Here is a 20,822-nt window from a genome sequence, read left to right as displayed (position 1 = left end):
GCCTTGAATGCAAGCCGGGCATAGAGCCATCTCATGAGCAAATACAACCAGATCTATACAGATCTGCTTGCCAGCATCACCACCGAACGCCTGCAACGCGGTACGCGCCTGCCCTCCGAAACCGAGCTGATGGACGCCTACCAAGCCAGCCGCGGTACCGTGCGACGCGCCATTGAGCAGTTGCAGGAACGTGGCTTTGCCCAAAAGATCCATGGCAAGGGCACCTTTGTGTTGTCGCCCAACCCGATCGAGTTCCAGTTGGGCGGTATCGTCAGCTTCCATGAGACCCACGCCGACCTGGGCGATGACGTATGCACCGAGGTGGTTGAATTCACCCAGCTCCCATTGGAAGGGCCACTGCTGCAACACTTCGAGGCCGAGCCGGGCACGCTGATCACCCGCATCAAGCGGGTACGACGCATCGGCGGCAAACGGGTGATCCTGGACATCAACCACTTCATCGCCGAGCTGATTCCCGGCCTGGATCGCCATATCGCCGAACAGTCGATCTACGCGTTTATCGAGCAGACATTGCAGCTGCAGATCAGCTATGCACAGCGCACCATCGAGGCCTTGCCACGCAGCAAGGACGATCAGGCGCACCTGGACCTTGACGGGCAAAGCCATGTGATCGTGGTGAGTAACCAGACGTTCTTGCAGGACGGCCGGCAGTTCGAGTACACCGAGTCACGGCATACCCTGGACAAGTTCTACTTTTCGGATATCGCACGGCGCTGAGCACGCTCTTGTAGCCTAACTATGTAGCGCCCTCCCCGCGCCAGCCTGGGGGAATCTCGCCCTTCATTTTTGAAGGATGAGCACTCCCATGATTTCGAGCCAAACCCGCACCCTGCCCAACGCCGCCGACAAGGCAGCCCTCAAGGCCCTCGCCGGACGCGTGATCCTGGCCTGCCCCAGTCTGCACGATACGGCTCACGAAACCGCCCGCGGCATATTGAATAAACACGGCGTCAAGGGCCTCGACCCGGACGAGGTGTATTACCACCGCTTCAAGGCAGCCCAAAGCAGTTCACTGACCTTTACCGGCTGGGAACATGTGCTGGAAAAACCCTACGAATCGACGACCCTGACCGAGCTGGTGATTCATCGCTTCCGCGCCACCGACTACGACAACGCCGACCTACTGGACCTGTACGGCGGCTTCTATACCAAAGGCCCGGAATACGGTGACTTCAATCAAACCAATGAAGTACGCCTGCATGCCAACGAAGTGCTCAAGGACTTCTGGACCCTGAAGTTCAGCGACCTCTATCGCGACAAGCTCGACAGTTTCTGGCAGGACCACGCCGAGGCCTTTCGCACCCTGGCCAAATGCAACTTCCTCAGCAAGGCGGTGCAGGCCCTCGAGTTCAAGCACCTGAGTGCCGAAGACTTCCACACCTGCATCAGCGCCGTGGCCCCGCACCTGAGCTGGCCGGTCAGCCTGGCCATGCTGCAGACCGACGCGGCGCCAGGCGCCGGTGCACAGGTCGCCGCCCTCGACCTGGACGGTTACGTGGCTACCAACCTGTTGCGCATCATTGACGCAGCCGGGCGACAAATACTCTATGTGCCAGGTGAGCAGCAAACCTTCAAAGTGTTCGAGACCGCTGCGCAATTGCACTGGTGGTTGCTCGGGATCATGGATGACAAAAAGACCCGTGACCTGTTCCTCTGCCACTTCTCCCTGACTGACCGCGAGGCCATGACCGACGGCATCACTGACCTGATGAATCGCCTGGTGCAGACCTGGGGCAAGTCGGATCATCACATGATCAACCAGAAGAACCAGGCGGTCACCACGGACGCCTTCAGTTGGCTGCGGGACCGCACCCGCGCAGCGATGTATGACGAAGCCGAGCAGTTGCTGACCACCAATGCGCAACTGAGCAAAAAACTCTGGATCGGTTACCTGAGTGCCGGCCTCAAGATATTCGGGCCACTGGCCGTCATCGGTTGGCCGGTAGCCTTGCCGGTGCTGGGCGCCAGCATCGCCAACCTGGCCCTGAACATCGACCAGGCGGTCAATGGCCGAACCAGCGCCGAGCGCAAGGCTGGGGTGACCGGTTCGGTGTTCAGCGCGATCGACACCCTCTTCAACCTGGCAGCGCTGCATGGTCCTGGGCCCATCGCCGAAGTGGGCGCCGAAGTCGAAGCAGCGGAAGCGGCCGAAATGGCCAAATACGATGAGGCGCTGAACCCCGAGGCAGCCGAACCTGCAAGCCCTGCCGTGCCTGCCCCCCCCACGCTGCCCCAACTGCCCGGCGACGGCCTGGGACAAATACCCTCGAGCTGGCAGCGCCTGCAAGGGCTGGAGGGTGCTACGGCGATGACCGAAGGCGGTCGTTTTGAACAGATCTACCGCATCAATGCCAACCCTTCGACCCTGATCAAGCTCAAGGACGCGGTGTTTTACGTGCGTTATGAAGCGGACGTGAACGGCGGCGGCACCTGGGCCATCATCGACCCGCTGAACCCCCACGCCAGCACCGGCTCATTGCCCGTACGCCTGAATGCCGAGGGCGAATGGGAGCGGGCGCTGCGCCCCTCCGAGGCGGTGCGCGGTGGTAGCCCCATGGATACCCCGAGCACGAGTACACGACCGAGACTTGCATCCGACTATCGCCGGCCAAGCGCTTATGGGGAGCCGGGTTTTAGAAACCCGTCCTCCAGCCTACCGACCCCTTTTGATCTGAAGAACCAGAGCAGTTTCGACATCGGCCTCGCCATGTCTGGCGGGCCGGACTACATCAGGCCAATCATCACCCCTACCGGCGAAGCTGGCGGTTTCAGCACCTCGGACTATTTCATCAACCCCATGCGGGCAAAAATCCTCAGCAGCGCGCGCAATTTTTTCTCCCGGCCGTTCTTCACCAGCACCCTGCCCGAGCGGCCGGCACTGCCTGCCATCACGCCAGGCACGAGCCCCGAGCAGCTGATTGAAAAAAGTCTGGCAAACGCCAAGGGGCTGGTCATCGCCGAGAGCCCGAATCGGGTCGCCAGTACCTATCTATTGATCAAGCAAATGCCCAACCTGGCCAAGCAAGGCGTCAAGACCCTCTACCTGCACAGGTTCTACAACGACTTGCATCAACTGGACCTGGATGCCTTCGCCAACAGTGGCGTCATGCCTGACCGCCTGGGCAAGTACCTGCGCGAGTTGGACCCGACCAATATGGGCCGCTTCAATACCCTGGAACTGCTGCACGCCGCCCGCGACAACCATATACGCATCCAGTCCAGCGAATGCCTGGCCAACTACCTGCCCAAGGGGTCGGCGGTGGATGAGCAAATGTCGAAGAACTTCATCACCAGTGAAATCCTGCGCCTCGACCAGGCCAAAAACGGCGTCGGCAAATGGGTGATGCTCACGGGGGCGGAAAACACCAACACCTTTAGAGGCGTGACCGGCATCAGCGAGATAAACGGCGGCACCAGTCTGCGCGTTACCGAGGAACTTGGCGGCCAAAGCAGCCAGATCAAGATCGGCTATGGCCCCAAGGTCAACAACCTGCCAGTAATTGACCCGGTGAGCCCACCACTCAATGCGCTGGACACTGACCTTTTCCTGGAAGTACCGATGCGCGAGAGCGAACAAATACACCCCCATATTTTTGCACAGAGAGACCTTGAAGCAATCCTCGGCTCACCTGGGGACTGCGTCATGCAACAGACCCGTAACGAGCTGACGCTTATTCACCGCAACCGCCTGAACAACCTGGTACGCAACCGCATCCAGCACTCGGACGCCGGTTATTTCATTGATCGCGAGGCCTTTCCAAGGCTCAACGGGACTGCCTACAAGACCCTGCCTGAACTGCGCGGCGCCCTGGGTGCAAACGGCCTCACGCTCAAGGGCCTGCCGCCGGCCAAGACACTGGTTCCGGCAATAGAGCTGGAGCGCCCTGCCGTGCAGGCCGTTGTTGAAACCACCGCCGAGACGGGCGCGGCGCTGGCGCCTTCGGCCATTCCCAGCGGTGCGGTGGAGGCCAGCCTACGGCCAGAAATCCCCCCAGCGTGGGAAGCCAATGAAATCCTCGAAGGCCGCAAACCGGTCAGCGAGCCTGGCAGGGATCAAGGCATCTATCGCTTGGAGTCCAACCCGGCGGCGGCCATCCTGCTCAACGACACGCCGTATTACGTGCAGTATGTGAGTGACGTCAATGGCGGCGGACACTGGGCAATCGTCAATCCTGAAACTCCACTTGCCCTCTCGGAAGCCATCCCGGTGCGCTTCAACGCCCAGGGTGAATGGGAAGTGTTGCCCAGGCCCGGCCTGAAAGGCGGCGCCGGGCAGCTCATCAACCGGTTGCCGGGCCGCAGGCCGGTGCCGACGGTGCAAAGCCCGGCCGTCGCCTATGAAATACCGCCGGACTTACGTGCCCCCCTGGAAAATGCCGCCGCCGGGCCAGGCACTGCGAAATATGCCCTGAGCGACGAGGGCGTGAACCTCTTCGACAACGGCCCCGACCCCTACGCGCCATTCAAAAGCAGAAGGCAGCAACTGTTCAAGGATGCGGTGGCCTTCCTGCGCAGGTTCCGTGCGACCAATCGCCCGCCTATTCCCTCGGTGCCGGCCAAGGCCCCAACGGCGACCTGGCTGGAGGCACTACTGAAGGACGGACGTGGCATCGTGGTCGGCGAAGCCCACAGCGGCGTGGGCAGCAAACAGCTATTGATTGAGCACATGGAGTTGCTGGCACAGAAAAACGTCAAGACGTTGTATTGCGAGCATCTGCTGCGCGACTTTCACCAAGCAGCCCTGGACAGCTTTTTCGAAAGCGGCGAAATGCCCGAGACGCTCAGGCGCTACCTGCAGAGCCTCGATAACGGCATGGGCACCGATCCGCTGGGGCAATACAACTTCATGGAACTGATCAAAGCTGCCCGCACGCATAAGATCCGCATCCAGGCCATCGATTGCCTGGCCAGTTACCGTACCGACGGATTTATCCCGGCCGTGACCGATAGCCAGATCGCCCGAGGTGCGCAACGCCATGCCTTGATGAACTACTACGCAAGCACCGTGATCCGTGCCGACCAGGCAGCCCAAGGTGCGCACAAATGGGTAGCGCTGGTGGGCAATACCCACGTCAGCAGCTACGAGGGGGTTCCAGGGCTGAGCGAACTGGAAGAAGTGCATGGACTGAGGATAGAGGATGTTGCGCCCGGGCAATCCCAAGGCATCATTCCAGACCCTGGCATCCCGGCAACCGGCGAGGAAGGCGCGGTGAAAAGCGACCTGCTGTTTCAGTCGCAGATTCCCCGAAAACCTGCAACCTCCGCAGAGTTCGACGCCTTGCTGCAACGCCGCGGAATGTTTACCGTCGACTCGTCGTCGGTGTCGCCCATCCTGAAACATCGCAGCAAACTGGGAGAGCTGGTCTCTACGGATATCCGTAACCAGAACGGCTACTTCTTTATCGAGCGCCCCAATTGGCCGAGCGTTAGCGGAAAGCGCTTTGACAGCCTCAAAGGATTGTTTGCCGCGCTTGAAGACATGGGTATGGTGATGGTTGGCAAACCGGCACCGCTATGAGCAGCAGCTGAAACCAGGGAATGAGAACACTGTGAATATCCCGAGCAAATGGCGCGAACAGTTCCCCCATGCACTGATCGAACAACAGTCCATCGGCGAGTCGCGCGCAGACGTCTATCGACTCCGCAGCGAACAAGGCGAAGACCTGTTCCTGAAGTCCGAGCCCCTTGGAGAGTTCACTGAGCTGGCAAACGAAATCGAGCGCCTGCGCTGGTTGCGGCAACAAGGGCTACCGGCACCGATTGTGGTGGATGAAGTGATAGACCAGGATCGCCACTGGCTACTGATGAGCGCCATGCCAGGGCAGGACCTGGCGACGATCGACGGCCTTCCTGTGGCGCACATCATAGAGATCCTGGCGAACGCCCTACGCACGCTGCATCAGGTTCCCACCGTTCTTTGCCCCTTCGATCACTGCCTTGAAGTGCGCATCGCGACCGCACGGGACCACATCAACGCGGGCTTGGTCGACGAGACCGACTTCGACGATGAACGACTAGGACAAAGCGCCGAGCAAGTGTTGGACGAACTGGTATCGACACGGCCAACCACCCAGGACTTGGTGGTGACCCATGGCGACGCCTGCCTGCCGAACTTCATGACCGCAGACGGCCGTTTCAGCGGTTTTATCGATTGTGGTCGCTTAGGCGTCAGTGACCGCTACCAGGACCTGGCCCTGGCAGCGCGCAGCATTACCCAAAACTTTGGACAGGCATGGGTGGCACCGTTCTTCGAGTGCTATGGCGTAGAGCCCGATGAGCAGCGCATTGCGTATTACTGCTTGCTTGACGAGTTCTATTAAAGGGCTCCCACATAAAGCAAAACCCCGGCACCAGGCCGCAATGCCGTTCAGTTAAGCGTATACCGCCCTTTGTAGGAGCGAGCTTGCTCGCAAAAAACGTCAACGATAACGCGTGCTTCCTGAATGAACGCGGCGCCTATGAGTTTTTCGCGAGCAAGCTCGCTCCTACAAAATGCCTTAACTGAACAGCATTACGGCACCAGGCCGGGGTTTTGTTATTGAGCATTGACCTGCCAGTGCAGGGTCACTCCCACTCTATTATCAATATTGAATAAAAACCCATATATTTCATATAGTTAAAAATCAAAAGGTTACTCATGCCATGGAATATACCATTCCATCATAAGCGCGGAGATTTGCGAATCAGCTTGACTGGCCCACTTCCGGGACGAACGCCTTGGCGATCTGCCTTAGTAGAATGGCCAGCTCGGCAGGGTCGCCATTACGGCGTACCTCAGTCAGTAACTCGACCGCATAGTCAGGACAGGACGCGAACAGCTCGGCCATTGCCTCGTCGTGGGATCGTTCCTTCATCTGTTACCCCTTTCTCAGCTAAGCATGAGATTCAAGTTTACATCCGCAATCCTGGGGGTCGAGCGGGTCATGGATAAGCGAGCAGTTGAACCAATCCAGCAAGACCTGAGCTTAATCCTACGAAGAGTGCAATTCTGAAACGCTTCTGGTAGGGCCGGTAATGGGAGCTCTCGATCTTCTTGAACTCGTCTTCTCCGATTCCAGCGTCGCTCCTCGCGTACAGGGCCATTTGCAAATAACGCTTAGCACTGTCCGGATCACGTTTCGCGTCAATGTAATGTGAATAGTTCCAGTACGAAATGCCAAGCGCTGTCGCGCAAAGCGTCCATGAAACGGCCTGAGCGACCAATCCTGATGTCGACACGTTGTACCTTCCTACCTAGACAAGCCGCCAATGGCGACGCGAAAAATGCGGCTTTTTTAACCTTGGCCCGCGCTGGACCGAGGGCTTGAGCTTACCTGGGAACGCTGTCAGATCTCCACCGGGGATGTCAAAATGTTCAGATTGACGATTAGCAGGGCGTGCCATTACATCGTTATACTGAGGCGTGAGCAGTCGATATGTGTACGAAAATACATATAGACGCTTGTCTTGGCATCACATAGCTCATGTCAGCTGGACGACTGGTCCACGAAAGGGATAAAAATGGCACTTGCAACGAAAAAACTAGGCTTAATGCAATCTCAGCTTGAGACAAAACGAAAAACGGTTTCGTTTGATAGCTATGACCTGTCAGTTAGACAAGTTTTAGATATGGTCGAGTCTGGAGATATATTCGTGCCACCAGAATACCAGCGACAGTTCATTTGGGACGCTGATCGACAATCAATACTCGTAGAATCTGTACTACTGGGAATTCCGGTACCAAGTCTGTTCATGGCAATGAACTCAGACTCTACTTGGGAGGTTGTTGACGGAGTACAACGACTAGGATCACTCAGCCACTTTGTAGGAAGCCAAGAGCTTTTAGCTAAAATACATCGCGCTAACCCACTCATAGTGAACGGATTAGAAAAGCTGAGCGCATTCAACGGTACAGGTTTTATAGACTTTCCAAAATCTATGCAATTGCAGTTTCTAACTCGGCCAATCCGCGTCACAGTGCTAAACGATAGAAGCGATCTTGCAGTACGCTTCGATCTTTTTGAACGCCTTAACACAGGGGGCGTATCGTTAACCGATCAGGAAATCAGGAACTGCGTCTATCGCGGGCCATACAACGACGATCTTAAAACACTATCGACGCTCGCTGACTTTAAGTCTTCAGTTAAAATAACAGCCAAGAACGAATCTAACGGCACTTACGAAGAACTAGTACTACGGTTTTTTGTTTATCTTTATCGCTACAATGACTTCAACCACGCAGTCAAGGAATTCATGAATGAATATATGAATAGCGTCCGACACAGCGTAATCCCACTGTCAGACAAGAAGCTATTTGGCGACGTGATGGAAATATTAGCAAAGGCCTTCCCTAACGGTATAAACAGAGGCCGAGGCGGGTTGACGCCTGTAAACTTATTTGAAGCACTTTCCGTCGGAGTTGCCTTAGCTTTAAAGCAAGGCAAAAAAATCGACCTTTTGAAGCTACCAGTACTAGCTAATGACGAAAATCTAAAAAAATTTACAGGTGCCGGCTCTAATCAGAAAAAATTTGTAGTTGGGCGTATCGAATACGTACGTGACGCTTTATGACAATTTGCCAACTTGCACGAGAAGGGATGAATGATCGACTATCAGAATCGCGCTTACTTTATTCAAGCATTAAGAATTTAGAAGTGATAGACGGCACACCTCAGCCCATGGGACCTATGTCACTGACGTTACGTGGTTTAATCTATGTATCTTTATATGGCGCAATCGAATATTCAGCAACGCAAGGAGTACAAGCATTCATCAACCACCTTTGTGGCCTCAACATACAGACAAAACATCTCGAACAATCATTGTTTACCATCGCCCTTGACTCGCAATTAAGCTCAGCTCGATCTGGGTCAGAGAAAAAAAAATGGGAAGCACGACGAGATATATTTTCACACCAGCAGTCTACGTCTTTATGCGCTATACCTGACACCGTTTTTGGAAGCTACTTACACAATGTCTATCCGAAAACAATCTTAGAAATTTTCTGTTGCTTAGGAATAGCAAAACCGGCGACTCAAAATCCTAGTGAAGTAGGCTATTTCAAAGAGATAACTGAAAAGCGCAACGCGGTTGCTCATGGTCGCGAATCTGCAAGCGAGGCGGGTAGAAACTTATCATTGAATGAGCTGGAAATACGATTAAATGCCGTATATAGCATCTGCTCCTACTTCCTTGATTGCTTGGAAGAGCAGGCAGACAGCTTGAAATTTGTAAAGGCTAGACATCGCGCTATTTACAGACAAGCATAAATCAGTTCTTTTCGAGCACTAATACGCTTTCCACCGTCTGACGCTTTTTAATATAAACTTTTGATTTTTTATTCAAATCCACCATCGAACGAGCCGCTACGAAATCTGCGTGATAGTTCAGCCCCAAGCCAACATGACGGGCCATCTCTTCGATAATAAGCGCAACATCATTCCTAACCTCCTTGTAGTAGGAATTCTGAACAACCAATACAAACGGAGCGCCATTCTTGAGTACACGCGCTGCCTCTGCGACAGAATTATACAAAGAATCAAAATACTGAATGTGACTCTTCAAATAATAAGTACCTGATGCTTTAGATCGATGATTTTTAACTTTATCTAGAAATTCCAAACAAGTCTCCCCCCACTCAACTCTTTCTTCCGAACCGGTTCTCGGAACAGTTGAGCTTCCAGTAAGGTCTCTGCGAAGCTGTGCGAAATTCTGGCCTCCAACCCGAATCACTGCAAGCTCAACGTAGGTAGCAACAGCATAGTCAATACGAGTGCAATATGGCGGAGAAGTCAAAATGGCATCAACCGAATTTTCTGACAATGGCAAGTTTTTCGCATCAGAAAGAATCAACTGTACTTGGTCGAGATTGAGCTCTCTATCCCGAGGAGAGATGGCCTGATGAACACTTAACTGCTCGACCTCCTTGATAAAAAGCCCGAACACCTCCTCCTTTGGCACATGCTTTCTCTCCTCTGAGCTCTTACTTACTTTTATCCAAGTAGGATTCGAAGCAACAAAATTTGCAGTTAGCCTCCGCACCACTCTAAATAAGGCTAGATAAAAAAATGCCGAGAGCGGTGTTAGCTTATCAAGCCCCTCCGAGGTATTCAGCGGAACGTAGGTGGCATGAGAGATCAATGTTGAATTTATGCTTTCTTCAACGCGTCGAATATTCGAAGAAGAAGCTGAGTCAAACCAATGGGAAAGGGGGTCAGAATCGAAATCAATCTTTAGACGCTCAGCTTTTTTTACAATAGACACAGCAAGCGGCAACAGACTTTTTAAATCCAGCACGGAAACTAAAGCCGCTTTAGCCACAATAATCATTGCGGGATTTAGGTCCGAGCCAACTACATTAAACCCAAACTTCAAAGCTGTACTTGTTGTAGTACCACTTCCGTTCCATTGATCTAATATTACTGACTCTGGGGCAAGATCCAAAACCCCAAGCACACTCTCCACAAATGACTCTGAAAATCCAGCATAATAAGGAAACAGCTTTCGCGCCTCTGCTTCAAGCGGATTCAAATGCCTTTTGGGGTTAGTTATGGATGAGTATTGAGGCATATTCTGCAAAAGAACTCTTAATAAATCATGACTGGATCTCCTCACATTTTACATTATCCAAGAGCAATATGCGAGCACTATAATAAATAACATTTTTAGCCCAACATAAATAATTCAATAACGGGTGCTAGCCGGCCTGCCACCCTGCTCTTAATTAACTCTTTGAGATCCCAACAAGTGCGTTTTTAAACCGCGTCAGCTAATGGAGAAGTCATGCTCACCATCACAACTCGGATAGTTCTCGCTCAACCATAGGTACCTTTCAACTGGCTAGAGACGCATTGCTCATGCACCGAGAGAGTGAGACTCTAAGCCAAAATAACGTGGCACCGAGATCGAGACATATTATGGATGACGATTACAGACAGTTTATTGCAGACCGGCCGACACTTACTGAAGACAGAAACCACCCGAATCATTGGCGAAACCGTGCTGCGGATCTTAAAGCCTCAGCAGGCGCCCTTTGGCATTCCATGGGTTCGCAAGACTCTGCCATCGCCTCCGAGCTTGGCTATGCACCTGGGTATCGCATGGCTGTCGCTTGCTGGCCCGTTTATCACATGCTCTGCGGGCTCTCTCTCGAACTCATTATGAAAGCTGTTCTTGCCCAACGCGGCTTTTCGCCAACGGAGTTCAAGGGGCACAAATTCGAAAACCTTCATAAGCTCCTTGGCGTGCCCTTGAAAAAAGATCGAGCTAAGTTAATCGCATTCTACGAGGCATCACTGGTATGGGCCGGGCGCTATCCCACACCGCTTTATACGGATGATGAGAAGCTTCTGACCTACTACGATCTCGCCAGTGATGTACTGACGAAACCAATCGACTTGAGGTCCACTGGCGTTTTGAATTTTAAGACATCGAGTGGCGCAACAGATTGGGAGCATTTTTTAAAACTATGGAATAGCTACGCCATCCTTTTCGACGAAACGTAATTTTTACACTTGGCATCTCCCCAAATTAGGTGCTTAAACGCATCGCAATTTAAAGTGCGGATCGATAGCCCAAACCACGACTGGCTTACCGCGTCGACGGGCTGGGGCCTTTTCTTTGGTGTCGCCTGTCGTGGTTGACCCTGTTTTTACGCTGCGCTTTTGCCTTTAGACGCGGAAGCGGCTGCGCGCCTCGCAGAGCAAGATGCCGTTGAGCCGAAGGCGAATAAGGGGCGGTGTTGGGAGGGTGCGGGCTTGCCCGTACCCGTACAACACACATCTTGCCGTCTGTCTGAGTGCAACTCAAAGAAATTTAATGCTAATGGCCGTTTCGGTAACGCAAATTGCCTAGAATTTCCTTGAATTTCGTTCATTTTTCCTTAGTTGCCTAGAGTTGCATTAATCTAAGCAGGAGTTTCCTAAAATTGCCTTGAATTTACTTAATCGACCAAATTTAACTGAACGGATCAAACAGGGCGGAGAAAGCACAGGAGTGGCGACCAACATGCCGGGGCCGCGCTTCGTTCTTAGCGATGCCAATCCTGATGTGGTCAGAAATTCCAGCGGTCGCTAAAATCTCCGTGATCCACAATAGGTTTAGGCCGAAATGGCACCAAAAAAGGAGCAATAAAATTGGCTAGAAAAACCCTTTCCGAGCGGCGAGCTGACGCGCTTTCTGAGCTAGAGATGGCTAAGGCAAGGCTTGCAAAGCTCGACAATGAGGCAGCAGAAAGAATCGGAAGAATTGCAATAAAATCAGGATTGGTTAATCTTGAGCTTACGGACGATCAGATCCGGGAAGAATTCGATAGAATCGTGGAAGGGATCAGCAAGAGGAATTGATCATGAAGACAGCTCACCGCATCAGCGCTTTGGCCAATCAACTCAATGAACTGCAAGCCTGCCTAGGTCGAGCCAGCGGGCAATCTAGTAAGCCCGTTGTGGAAGCCCAGCGCATTGCGGCCGAGCTAGCTTCTTCACTCGAAGAGTGGCACCTAGAGACGCTGCACATCCCTGAGACTGAACGTAGCCTTTATCGCGCTCAGAATCCTTATTACGCGGCCCACTGACGCCGCGCACAAACTTATCAAAAGCTCACTTTGGTGGGCTTTTTTTTGTCCGCAAAAAGCATCAAACCGGACAGCTAAGTATTCTTCCTCATGTAAGAAAAACCCTAGACAAGTCAGATGGTTGGCATCACTGCAAAGGATGATTGACGGACAGTTTCCGGACGCAAATCATTGAAATCTATGCGGATAAGTATCTATCCGCATATTCAAAACCACCCCGTATCGGACAATAATCAGACCTCAGATTACGACAAAATGAGGTATTCGGCATGGAAATGGAATCGCGAAAAACGTCAGCTTATGTCGCTCGGGTATTTGGCCGAGGCGCGGCGCTAGCTGTGGCAATGGCAACCACAGGCCTTGGTGTAGGCCTCTACATCACACCTGCACCGGCTTACGCCATCTACTGCTCTAACTGCTCGACGTTCTATCAACAGATGTTCGAGTACGCCGAACAGGTCAACACGGCGCTGAACACCGCCGAGCAACTGCAAACGCAGATTCAGCAGTACCAAAACATGGTCACGCAGGGCACGGGCCTGCCCGATTCGATGTTTGGCAGCATTGCGGCTGACTTGAAAAGCGTGGTCAACATCTACAACCGTTCGCAGGCCTTGGGCCGTCAAATCCAGAACATGGATTCGCAGTTCAACACGGCTTTCCCCGGCTTCGATTCCTACCTGAATCAAGCAGCGAACTCGGCAGAGGTCCCGGCGCAAGATCGCTATCAAAAGTGGTCGCAACAGGGCCGCGACAACGTGAAAACGGCGATGGAAGCGGCAAATCTCAATACCAGCACGTTCGAGCCTGAAGACGCCCAGCTTGCTCGCATGGTGGCCCGTTCGCAGTCAGCCGTAGGCCGCATGCAAGCTATTCAGGCGGGCAACGAAATCGCCTCGCAGAACGTGCAGCAACTGCAAAAACTGCGGGATCTGATGGCCACCCAAATCAACATGCAGGGCAACTACATGGCCCAGCAAGGCGACCGGCAGGCCGTTAGCGAAGCGGCTGAACAGCAGTTTGAAGCGCGGAAAAACACACGCGGCGGCGTGAAGGAGTACTGAGAATGACTATTTCGAAATGGCTAATCGCGTTGATGTGCGCCGGGTCCGCACTGACCGGTTACATGGTTGCCGTGGTGGTTCAAAGCAACATCGAATGTACTGCGATGGCTGAGCAACAACGGCAACAGCGTGACGCTGATGCGTCGTTTGAGGCGCGCCCGAACACTCGCGGCGGCGTGAAGGGGTACTAGCTATGGATCGTCGTCTTTTGTTGTTCCTCGCCTTGGCGAGTGTGTTCATGGCCGGAAATGCTATGGCCGCGACCGACCTTTCCCATGCCGATACATCGGTTCAGGGCCTACTCGACCTGGTTTTGCAACAGTCGCACCAGTGGTCAGCGAAGCTGTATGACTATGCGATCAGACTGTTCTGGCTGCTGGCCTCGATCCAGTTTATTTGGACGTTCATGCCTCTGGTAATGAAGCAAGCCGACTTCGGCGAGATTGTCGGCGAGCTGCTGCGCTTCGTGCTGGTGATCGGTTTCTTCCTTGCAGTCATGAAGTACTCAGTGGAGTGGTCGACGGCCATCGTCGATAGTTTCCGCGATGCAGCGGCATCAGCGAGCGGCCTCGGGCGTGCATTAGAACCCGGCGATATGCTTGCAGTTGCGCTGGATTTTGGCCGCACCATGGTGGAGGGCATTTCAGTGTTTTCTCCAGCCAAGGGACTTCTGATCGCTGTATGCGCAATCCTTGTGTTGGCATGTTTCGCCTTCATCGCTGCATTCATGTTTGTCACGCTCGTAGAGTCTTACGTCATCATCAATGCTTCCGTGCTGCTCTTCGGCTTTGGCGGTTCGCAATGGACGCGGGATTTTGCAATTGCGCCGATGCGCTTCACCGTTGCGATTGGCGCCAAGCTATTTGTACTAACCCTGATTGTCGGCCTGATCGTCCAGTCGGCAAAGCAGTGGTTGGCCGCCTACACCAATGACGAAGCGTCATTGATGACGATGGTCGGTTTGGCCTTAGTGTGCTGTTACCTCACGAAGACAATTCCTGACCTGATCGGTGGCATGATTAGCGGGACGTCAATGGGCGGTGGCTTGGCCATTGGTGGGATGGCTGTGGCCGGTGCTGCCGGGGCGGCGGCTGCAGCGGCCACCATCGCCACAGCCGGGGCGGCGGCGCCTGCTGCTGCCCTCGGTGCTGCCGGTACTGGTAGCGCAGCCGGGGCCGGGGCGGCGGGTGTCGGTGGACTCGGCGGCAGCGGTCTGGCGGGGGCGATTAACTCCAGCTTTGCCGGTGCCAGCTCCGCAGGTGGTGCCGCGTCGTCTATGGGTGCAGCGGCGTCCTCCGGCGTGGGTGCTAGCACCGGCGGCGCATCAGCCAAGAGTGCCAGTTCCGCAGGCGCGAAGGTCGGCGGCAGCTCTGCCAATCCTCCCGGGCAGGCGTCGGCCGCGCCGTCCTCTCCAAACAGCGGCGTACAGCAGGTCGCCAAGCAGGCCGGAAAGGCCGCACAGGGGAACGACGACAAAGACCAGCAGAGGACACCAGAAGGGGGAGTTGTAATCTCCGGCAGCGCACTTTCCCAAGCGGCCGACGGTGGCGCAAAGATGCTCGGCGTGATGGCCTCGATGGCAGTGCCAGGTATGGAGAATGCGCACGCCTTGTCTCTTGGTGCAGAATCTCCGCCACCAGTTTCCGACGATACCAACTCGACCACTCCAGCCAATGGAGCAGAATCGGCCACGGAAGCTTCACAAGCTGGGCCTAACGTCATCCGCCCGGCCTCGGACACTAACTCTGCTACCGGCCGCCTCGCCTCGCTCAAGGTGCCGGGAATGACCTCGAACGACCAACCGGAGAAATAACCATGATGGGCTTTCTGATGTTCGCTGGATTCGTAGTATTCGCCTTTACGTTCGCCATCGGCATGTGGGCACTCGGCCGGTGGCTACGAAGCAAAGGTTACGGGCCGCAGCTAGATAAGCTGGATCGGCAGTATACGGCGTTGCAGCTTCGAGTAAGCCCGCTTGCTTTGTCGGCGTCCTATCGCATGTTTGTCGGGGCGCAGATCATCAATCGCTTACCTTTGCTGGGAAGCAAGAGTGGCGCCTATCTGAACCAGCAGGTATTGGCGGCCATTCAAGCTGCGAAAGAAGCGGCGAAGCATGAGAAACTGTGACCGATAGTCAGTCCCACGCAACCCCGCCTTAGCGCGGGGCTGGCTTGCCAGACAGCAAGCCTCCTATCGTATACCCAGCTTGGCACTCAAACACGCCTCCGCCCTGTACCGGGGCTGCGCGAGCCGCAGACAACGCTCAGCGTTGACACACCGCCCTTGCGGCTACTCGTGATATTTCATCACGGGGACTACTCCCGGTTACGCCGGTCAAAAGCACCGGGGCTTCGCCATTAGTAATACGCACGGACTTGTCTCAGCCCATCGATTACCGGCAAGTCGCCCCAAAGATGCCCTTCGTGGAGAGCGGCAATCGGCCAGACGCGGACTAACTGAACACCTAACTAAATTCAGCCAAAAGCGCGATCCAGGGCTGCTGACTCGATGGAAGGTGGAAAGCGTCAGCCACTGATGGTTCTGTCACTATTGATAAGTGGTGCGCAAAGTACAAAATAGTTTACGAGAGGCGGGATTTTATGATTTCATGGAGGAAGGCATAAGTAGCCTCCCTGCTGCGATGGGAAATACGAAAAATCTAAGTGAACTTACCCACTTATTTAGCCACTGCAAGCAGCATGCTAATCGAGGCACGTCTCCGATTTGGCTAAAGGAGTGAGCAATGTTTCATCAACGCGCAGCGCAATGTATCGATGACCTTAAGGGGCTTGCCCGGATATCCGTCATTGGAGAATACAGTTATTGCCAACGGCTGACCCATCTCAGCAAAGAGTTTGGCTTCAACAACTTTCATCACTTCCGCAAGGTCGTTGAGCATTTATCTGAAGACTTGATTGGTAATATATCTACGACGTTAATGCGCCGATATTGTGAGATTGCTCAGCCAAAGCCAGGCATTGCCTATTTCGAATTTCTATCCGTAAACAACGACACTCGCTTAAGATTTTATAGTCAATGGGCTGGATGGGACGAATTCGGACAAGAGGTCAGAGTTCCTAGATCATTGAATGGTGAATCGGCCCCGCGCCTTCGCAAATCGCTAAATAAAACAGTGTATATAGTTGAAAATGATCGTCAGCTTATTGCATGGCGTCATCGCTGGCATGGACTGTGTTATATATCCGAAGAGCTCTGCAAAAACCATATGAAGGAAGCATTCGAGAGGAATAAGGCCATTGTAAAAGGTAAGCGCAACGAGGAATTCCCCTTGCTAGATGATTTCAGCGATAACTATGCAACTTGGTATCCCGTTATAGAGTAACTTCAGTTTGGAAAGGGCTCTCAGGAGCTCTTTCCATTCAATTGCCCCATTTTTCGTAGTCGTATTCGACTCGTTGGTTTTTGGCCGAATTCTGCCGGTGACCGGGCACCCAGTGCGCTGGTCAAACTTGATGCAAACAACTGGTTAAGTCGAATGCAAATGACTGGTCAGTGGCAATGCGAAGGCGTGGTCAACTTGAGTGTTATTTCCCGGCATCGGCACCCACTGGCCATCACGTAAGCTTTTGAGCGCTTCTGCGGGCACGCTCGACGGACAATCGCTCTTCCTTTTGGTGCCAAACGGCCGTAGGCCGACTGGCAAGGCCTGACCGCGCCTAAGCGCGGGCTGGGCCGCGCAGGACTGAATATCCTGAAGATCCTGCTAACCCCGGGCGGGTGTGGCACGTTTCGGGCGGGTGTGACGCGCTACCGGGCGGGTGTGACACGCCATCGGGCGGGTATGGCACGCTTCAGCTGCTGCAAGCACTGCTTTTCTTGATGCGATCACCATCAAGTACAAGCCCAATTCCTCTTAGATCTTCAGCTTCCTCCTTAAGCCTTCGCCGCGCATTGCGCATGTCCTGACTTGAGGCTTGTCCGGCTACCGCCACGATAACGGTGTCTAGATACCAACCGCCTGTAGGCACTACTTTGTGGCTCAAAACGTGCCGAGCTACCGCTTGGCTTATGCCGTGCTGGAGGCGCGCAATAGGAGCTGGGTCGTAGTAGAGACTCAGATCATGCTCAAGGAGCATTACAAGCGCAATTCCGAGCCGCACCCGCCATAGGTTCCGGGCTCCTCCTGTCAGAGGATCGGGACGTGTCATGGGTGAAGGGATAACGTGGTCAATCAATCCGCCGATGATTGGAAAATCAAATTGCGGCGTTTCAATTGTGATCGTTGCGGCTCGCAGTTCGGCGAGCAGCTTTTCGATCTGTGTGAAGCTGTAGCGGCTATCGGAAAGTGTCTTTCTCACACGCGCGGGATCTACCAGAAGTTCTACGCCACCATCTGAGACAGACCGTCGACGTTCTGCGCAGTACAGAACAGCTTCCAGTATGTCCGCGTGCCTCTGCCCTAGTCTGCCTGTCACGCGGCAGCGCCCAAATGATGTTTCTGCCCAATTACCCTCCCGCAGTCGCGGGCGCTGGCTAGGCTGATAAAGCATCACTCTGGCCTGTGCAATAGAGCTGGTGGGGACCACGGCGTTACCACCGCTCATCGTCACTTCCGTTTACGACTTGCAGCGGGCTACCTTTCTTCACTTCCGCCAACTCAACCGGCACAAGAACGCCGCCTTCCTGGCGCTGGTACCATTGGTCGAGCGGGGTGGCGTCGTAGTTCTGCTTGCTAACACCGAAACGAACAAAAAACTTGCGCCTATCGTTGCCAATGGCCTGTCGCTCATAGGTGCGATCACTCAGTCGCTTTGCCTCGTCCTCTGTCATCTTGGCCACGAAGCCGCACCAACGGGCGTTATCGATTAGAGCTGATGCGCCCCGCGCTGCCTGCTGCTGATCGACTTGACCCTCGCGAGCGCTGCCTTTACTGACATGATGAAGGTAAAGCACCGATGCTCCGGTGCTGGCCGCAACGTGCTCAAGCGTGGCGACAAGCCGAGACATGTCGCCGTTGCTGTTCTCGTCACGGTCGTGAATCCGGCTAAGTGTATCCAGTACGATCAACCGGGCACCGATGCAAAACTCGGTGATACGGGCAAGATGCCGATCATCCATGACGTTTAGTCGTTTGCCCATGATCGACTCAAGGACGAGGTTCTTCGCGATGGCCTCGCGTGCCTGCTGATTTAAGTGCTGGCCTATGGCATGAATGCGGCGCACCAACGCGACTTCGGGGTCTTCTCCGGCGAAATAGACCACTCGACCAGCGCATGAGGGGGCAAGCCCTACAAGATCACCGCCGGCAACGCTGCATGCGATAGCCATCGCCGCCTCCAACGCCCAGAAGCTCTTCCCTGTAGCTCCGGGAGCTACCAATGCTCCCACTGTGCCAGCGAGGAAGCCAGGCCATATGAAGTCCAGTGTGGGCGGTTCGTTCTCGAAGGCTGCCCGTAAGTCAATCGCCACAACTCAAGCTCCCATTCCGGGACGCGTGGCCGGGCCGGATTGCCTGCACGTATCAATCCATGTCTCGACCTCTTCCAAATCCCAAACGACCTTCCGGCTGCTAACGGCAATACGACGAGGGAATTTCCCCTGCTTTTCGAAGTTATAAATCGTCCGCTCACACAAGGGGATCATTGCCAGCAATTGCTTTTTGCTGATGAGCACTTTGCTCGACTTCCTCGATTCTTTTTCCACACCGAACTCCTCGTTTTGTCGCATTTGAGGTTCGATTATTGCCCCATATTTCCAGAGTATTCCACAGATATTTAAGGATTTATTCCCTTTAAAATCAATATCTTACCGCCCTACAAACGTATAGTTTCGGGACAGAAAAACAACTCGATGTCGTTGTTCTTTCAGGAGTTTTTTTCGTCAAAGATGTCAGGAAAAATGTGTCCCACAAACGGGTAGTTTCCGGACAGAAAAAAAACCACGAATGTGGTTTTTTGATAGAGAAAAATAGATCAGCTCCCGACTACCTCATCACGCAAAACGCCATCAACTCTCTGAACGTGTTCTCTTACGCGTCCATTCGTCAATCATATCCGCCCAATCCTGCAACATAGCCCGGCGCTGATCACGGTATTCAGCCTTGTTGTAGACGGCCCGTACGCCCTTCTGCTCGTGCGCAAGGCACTTCTCAATCCAATCTGAGTTGTAACCCGCCTCATGCAGCAGCGTGCTCGCTGTGCGCCTCAAGTCATGCGGTCCGAACTTGCTCAACGGCCGCCCTTCTTTCTGCGCAAGCCGGTAGGTCAGCGTCAGCACCTGATTGATCGTCGCGGTACTCATCGGCAAATCAGAATCGTACCGAGAGGGAAAGACGTAATCCGAACCACCGGCAAACGTCTTCAGAGCAATGAAGAAATCCAGCGCCTGCTGAGATAAGAACACCAAATGGGGATTGCGCCGCTTCATCCGCTCTTTCGGAACGGTCCACAGGGCTTCGCTGAAATTGATTTCGTTCCAGGTAGCGTTGGTCAATTCACTTTTGCGAACCATGGTCAGCAACAGCAGCTTAGCGGCGACTCTCACGGATGAGGCAGTGCCGATGCGGTCCAGGTACTGATACATCAACGCGATTTCGTCAGGCCCTAGAGCGCGATCGCGTGGCTCGAATTTAGCGATGCTTGCAGGACGCACCAGATCAGCCGGATTCTCAACCTTCTGCCCACGCTCTATCGCCCATCGGAACACCTGCATCACAATCTCGCGGGAGTGCACGGCCGTGGCTGGAGCTCCACGCTCCACAATTGCATCTGTCAGGGTACGCAGATCCTCATGATTGATTTCCACCAGTTTCTGATTACCGAAGTGCGGCTTTAGCTCGCGCTCGTAAACCGATCGGCGCATGTCACGCGTCGAGTCAGCCATCTGATACCCACGCAGCCATTTCTCCGCCCACGCATCAAACGTCTCTGCCCCTTTGGTGCGTGCCTTGGCACGGGCTTTCTCTTTGGCAGGTGACTTACCCGCCGAAACCATCTTTTTAGCCTCGCCCAAGCGCTCTCTGGCTTCCGCAAGTGTGATGCCACCCACGCCATAACGACCGAACGTGATGGTCTCCTGACGGCCATTGATTGAGTAGTTGTAACGAAAGGAGATGGAACCGGCAGCAGTGACGGCCACGTACAGCCCGTCACGGTCGTTCACCTTGTAGAGTTTTTCTTGCGGTTTGAGGTTACGCAGCTTGGTATCGGTCAGCATGGCAGTTACGG

19 protein-coding genes are annotated in these 20,822 nt (G+C 54.1%); 13 read left to right on the top strand and 6 right to left on the bottom strand.

The window, feature by feature from the left end; translation table 11 throughout:
• Positions 1–33: 33 nt before the first annotated feature.
• From treR to KVH01_RS14270, 3 genes are all read left to right on the top strand, one after another.
• On the top strand, positions 34–738 hold the full coding sequence (gene treR / locus KVH01_RS14280; protein ID WP_217881858.1) for a trehalose operon repressor: 705 nt from the start codon (positions 34–36) through the stop codon (positions 736–738).
• 88 nt (positions 739–826) lie between these two features.
• Positions 827–5,539: a membrane-targeted effector domain-containing toxin gene (locus KVH01_RS14275; RefSeq protein WP_217881857.1), complete on the top strand. Its 4,713-nt coding sequence runs from the start codon at positions 827–829 to the stop codon at positions 5,537–5,539.
• 31 nt (positions 5,540–5,570) lie between these two features.
• Positions 5,571–6,341: an APH(3')-II family aminoglycoside O-phosphotransferase gene (locus KVH01_RS14270; protein ID WP_217881856.1), complete on the top strand. Its 771-nt coding sequence runs from the start codon at positions 5,571–5,573 to the stop codon at positions 6,339–6,341.
• A gap of 363 nt (positions 6,342–6,704) precedes the next feature.
• Here the strand turns inward: KVH01_RS14270 and KVH01_RS14265 are convergent, their stop codons facing one another.
• On the bottom strand, positions 6,705–6,875 hold the full coding sequence (locus KVH01_RS14265; protein ID WP_217881855.1) for a hypothetical protein: 171 nt from the start codon (positions 6,873–6,875) through the stop codon (positions 6,705–6,707).
• Positions 6,876–7,521: 646 nt separating this feature from the next.
• Between KVH01_RS14265 and KVH01_RS14260 the strand changes: the two genes are divergently transcribed.
• Both KVH01_RS14260 and KVH01_RS14255 read left to right on the top strand, forming a co-directional pair.
• On the top strand, positions 7,522–8,571 hold the full coding sequence (locus KVH01_RS14260; protein ID WP_124408086.1) for a DUF262 domain-containing protein: 1,050 nt from the start codon (positions 7,522–7,524) through the stop codon (positions 8,569–8,571).
• A gap of 26 nt (positions 8,572–8,597) precedes the next feature.
• The gene (locus tag KVH01_RS14255; protein WP_181127502.1) at positions 8,598–9,269 is read left to right on the top strand and encodes an MAE_28990/MAE_18760 family HEPN-like nuclease; all 672 of its coding nucleotides are present in this window, start codon (positions 8,598–8,600) and stop codon (positions 9,267–9,269) included.
• A gap of 1 nt (position 9,270) precedes the next feature.
• Here the strand turns inward: KVH01_RS14255 and KVH01_RS14250 are convergent, their stop codons facing one another.
• The gene (locus KVH01_RS14250; RefSeq protein ID WP_217882027.1) at positions 9,271–10,569 is read right to left on the bottom strand and encodes a TRM11 family methyltransferase; all 1,299 of its coding nucleotides are present in this window, start codon (positions 10,567–10,569) and stop codon (positions 9,271–9,273) included.
• A 347-nt stretch (positions 10,570–10,916) separates the two neighbouring features.
• On the opposite strand from KVH01_RS14250, the gene KVH01_RS14245 reads away from it, so the two are divergent.
• From KVH01_RS14245 to KVH01_RS14210, 8 genes are all read left to right on the top strand, one after another.
• Complete coding sequence (locus KVH01_RS14245; RefSeq protein WP_217881854.1) at positions 10,917–11,504, top strand: hypothetical protein; 588 nt, start codon at positions 10,917–10,919, stop codon at positions 11,502–11,504.
• 630 nt (positions 11,505–12,134) lie between these two features.
• Positions 12,135–12,344, top strand: coding sequence for a TraC family protein (locus KVH01_RS14240; RefSeq protein WP_045338571.1), 210 nt, complete (start codon positions 12,135–12,137; stop codon positions 12,342–12,344).
• Positions 12,345–12,346: 2 nt separating this feature from the next.
• Entirely contained in the window at positions 12,347–12,571 is a 225-nt protein-coding gene (locus KVH01_RS30830; protein WP_045338569.1) for a hypothetical protein, read from the top strand.
• A 269-nt stretch (positions 12,572–12,840) separates the two neighbouring features.
• Positions 12,841–13,635 (top strand): P-type conjugative transfer protein TrbJ, encoded by a 795-nt coding sequence (gene trbJ, locus KVH01_RS14230; protein WP_182240337.1) that lies wholly within the window; start codon positions 12,841–12,843, stop codon positions 13,633–13,635.
• Between the two features lie 2 nt (positions 13,636–13,637).
• Complete coding sequence (locus KVH01_RS14225) at positions 13,638–13,826, top strand: hypothetical protein (protein WP_182240339.1); 189 nt, start codon at positions 13,638–13,640, stop codon at positions 13,824–13,826.
• Between the two features lie 2 nt (positions 13,827–13,828).
• Complete coding sequence (gene trbL / locus KVH01_RS14220; protein WP_217881853.1) at positions 13,829–15,448, top strand: P-type conjugative transfer protein TrbL; 1,620 nt, start codon at positions 13,829–13,831, stop codon at positions 15,446–15,448.
• A gap of 2 nt (positions 15,449–15,450) precedes the next feature.
• Positions 15,451–15,762, top strand: a complete 312-nt coding sequence (locus KVH01_RS14215; RefSeq protein WP_217881852.1) for a hypothetical protein — start codon at positions 15,451–15,453, stop codon at positions 15,760–15,762.
• Between the two features lie 616 nt (positions 15,763–16,378).
• Positions 16,379–16,978, top strand: a complete 600-nt coding sequence (locus KVH01_RS14210) for a hypothetical protein (RefSeq protein WP_217881851.1) — start codon at positions 16,379–16,381, stop codon at positions 16,976–16,978.
• A 469-nt stretch (positions 16,979–17,447) separates the two neighbouring features.
• Here KVH01_RS14210 and KVH01_RS14205 read toward each other — a convergent pair whose 3' ends face one another.
• The 4 genes from KVH01_RS14205 to KVH01_RS14190 all read right to left on the bottom strand — a co-directional run bounded on the left by KVH01_RS14205 (position 17,448) and on the right by KVH01_RS14190 (position 20,811).
• On the bottom strand, positions 17,448–17,954 hold the full coding sequence (locus KVH01_RS14205) for a hypothetical protein (protein WP_225924198.1): 507 nt from the start codon (positions 17,952–17,954) through the stop codon (positions 17,448–17,450).
• Positions 17,955–18,186: 232 nt separating this feature from the next.
• Positions 18,187–19,065, bottom strand: a complete 879-nt coding sequence (locus KVH01_RS14200) for a helicase RepA family protein (protein ID WP_024777067.1) — start codon at positions 19,063–19,065, stop codon at positions 18,187–18,189.
• A 3-nt stretch (positions 19,066–19,068) separates the two neighbouring features.
• Positions 19,069–19,299: a helix-turn-helix transcriptional regulator gene (locus tag KVH01_RS14195; RefSeq protein ID WP_024777066.1), complete on the bottom strand. Its 231-nt coding sequence runs from the start codon at positions 19,297–19,299 to the stop codon at positions 19,069–19,071.
• Positions 19,300–19,602: 303 nt separating this feature from the next.
• Positions 19,603–20,811, bottom strand: a complete 1,209-nt coding sequence (locus KVH01_RS14190; RefSeq protein ID WP_217882026.1) for a tyrosine-type recombinase/integrase — start codon at positions 20,809–20,811, stop codon at positions 19,603–19,605.
• Positions 20,812–20,822 lie beyond the last annotated feature (11 nt).

It is taken from the genome of Pseudomonas khavaziana (assembly GCF_019145205.1).
In the GTDB taxonomy this organism is placed as follows: domain Bacteria; phylum Pseudomonadota; class Gammaproteobacteria; order Pseudomonadales; family Pseudomonadaceae; genus Aquipseudomonas; species Aquipseudomonas khavaziana.
This window is presented reverse-complemented; position numbering and strand designations above follow the sequence as displayed.

Bases quoted from the DNA above. Each gene is read 5' to 3' on its own strand.
- trbL (WP_217881853.1), top strand. From the start codon at position 13,829: ATGGATCGTCGTCTTTTGTTGTTCCTCGCCTTGGCGAGTGTGTTCATG.
- KVH01_RS14190 (WP_217882026.1), bottom strand. From the start codon at position 20,811: ATGCTGACCGATACCAAGCTGCGTAACCTCAAACCGCAAGAAAAACTC.
- trbJ (WP_182240337.1), top strand. From the start codon at position 12,841: ATGGAAATGGAATCGCGAAAAACGTCAGCTTATGTCGCTCGGGTATTT.
- KVH01_RS14215 (WP_217881852.1), top strand. From the start codon at position 15,451: ATGATGGGCTTTCTGATGTTCGCTGGATTCGTAGTATTCGCCTTTACG.
- KVH01_RS14225 (WP_182240339.1), top strand. From the start codon at position 13,638: ATGACTATTTCGAAATGGCTAATCGCGTTGATGTGCGCCGGGTCCGCA.
- KVH01_RS14265 (WP_217881855.1), bottom strand. From the start codon at position 6,875: ATGAAGGAACGATCCCACGACGAGGCAATGGCCGAGCTGTTCGCGTCC.
- KVH01_RS14245 (WP_217881854.1), top strand. From the start codon at position 10,917: ATGGATGACGATTACAGACAGTTTATTGCAGACCGGCCGACACTTACT.
- KVH01_RS14255 (WP_181127502.1), top strand. From the start codon at position 8,598: ATGAATGATCGACTATCAGAATCGCGCTTACTTTATTCAAGCATTAAG.
- KVH01_RS14250 (WP_217882027.1), bottom strand. From the start codon at position 10,569: ATGCCTCAATACTCATCCATAACTAACCCCAAAAGGCATTTGAATCCG.
- KVH01_RS14260 (WP_124408086.1), top strand. From the start codon at position 7,522: ATGGCACTTGCAACGAAAAAACTAGGCTTAATGCAATCTCAGCTTGAG.
- KVH01_RS30830 (WP_045338569.1), top strand. From the start codon at position 12,347: ATGAAGACAGCTCACCGCATCAGCGCTTTGGCCAATCAACTCAATGAA.
- treR (WP_217881858.1), top strand. From the start codon at position 34: ATGAGCAAATACAACCAGATCTATACAGATCTGCTTGCCAGCATCACC.
- KVH01_RS14275 (WP_217881857.1), top strand. From the start codon at position 827: ATGATTTCGAGCCAAACCCGCACCCTGCCCAACGCCGCCGACAAGGCA.
- KVH01_RS14210 (WP_217881851.1), top strand. From the start codon at position 16,379: ATGTTTCATCAACGCGCAGCGCAATGTATCGATGACCTTAAGGGGCTT.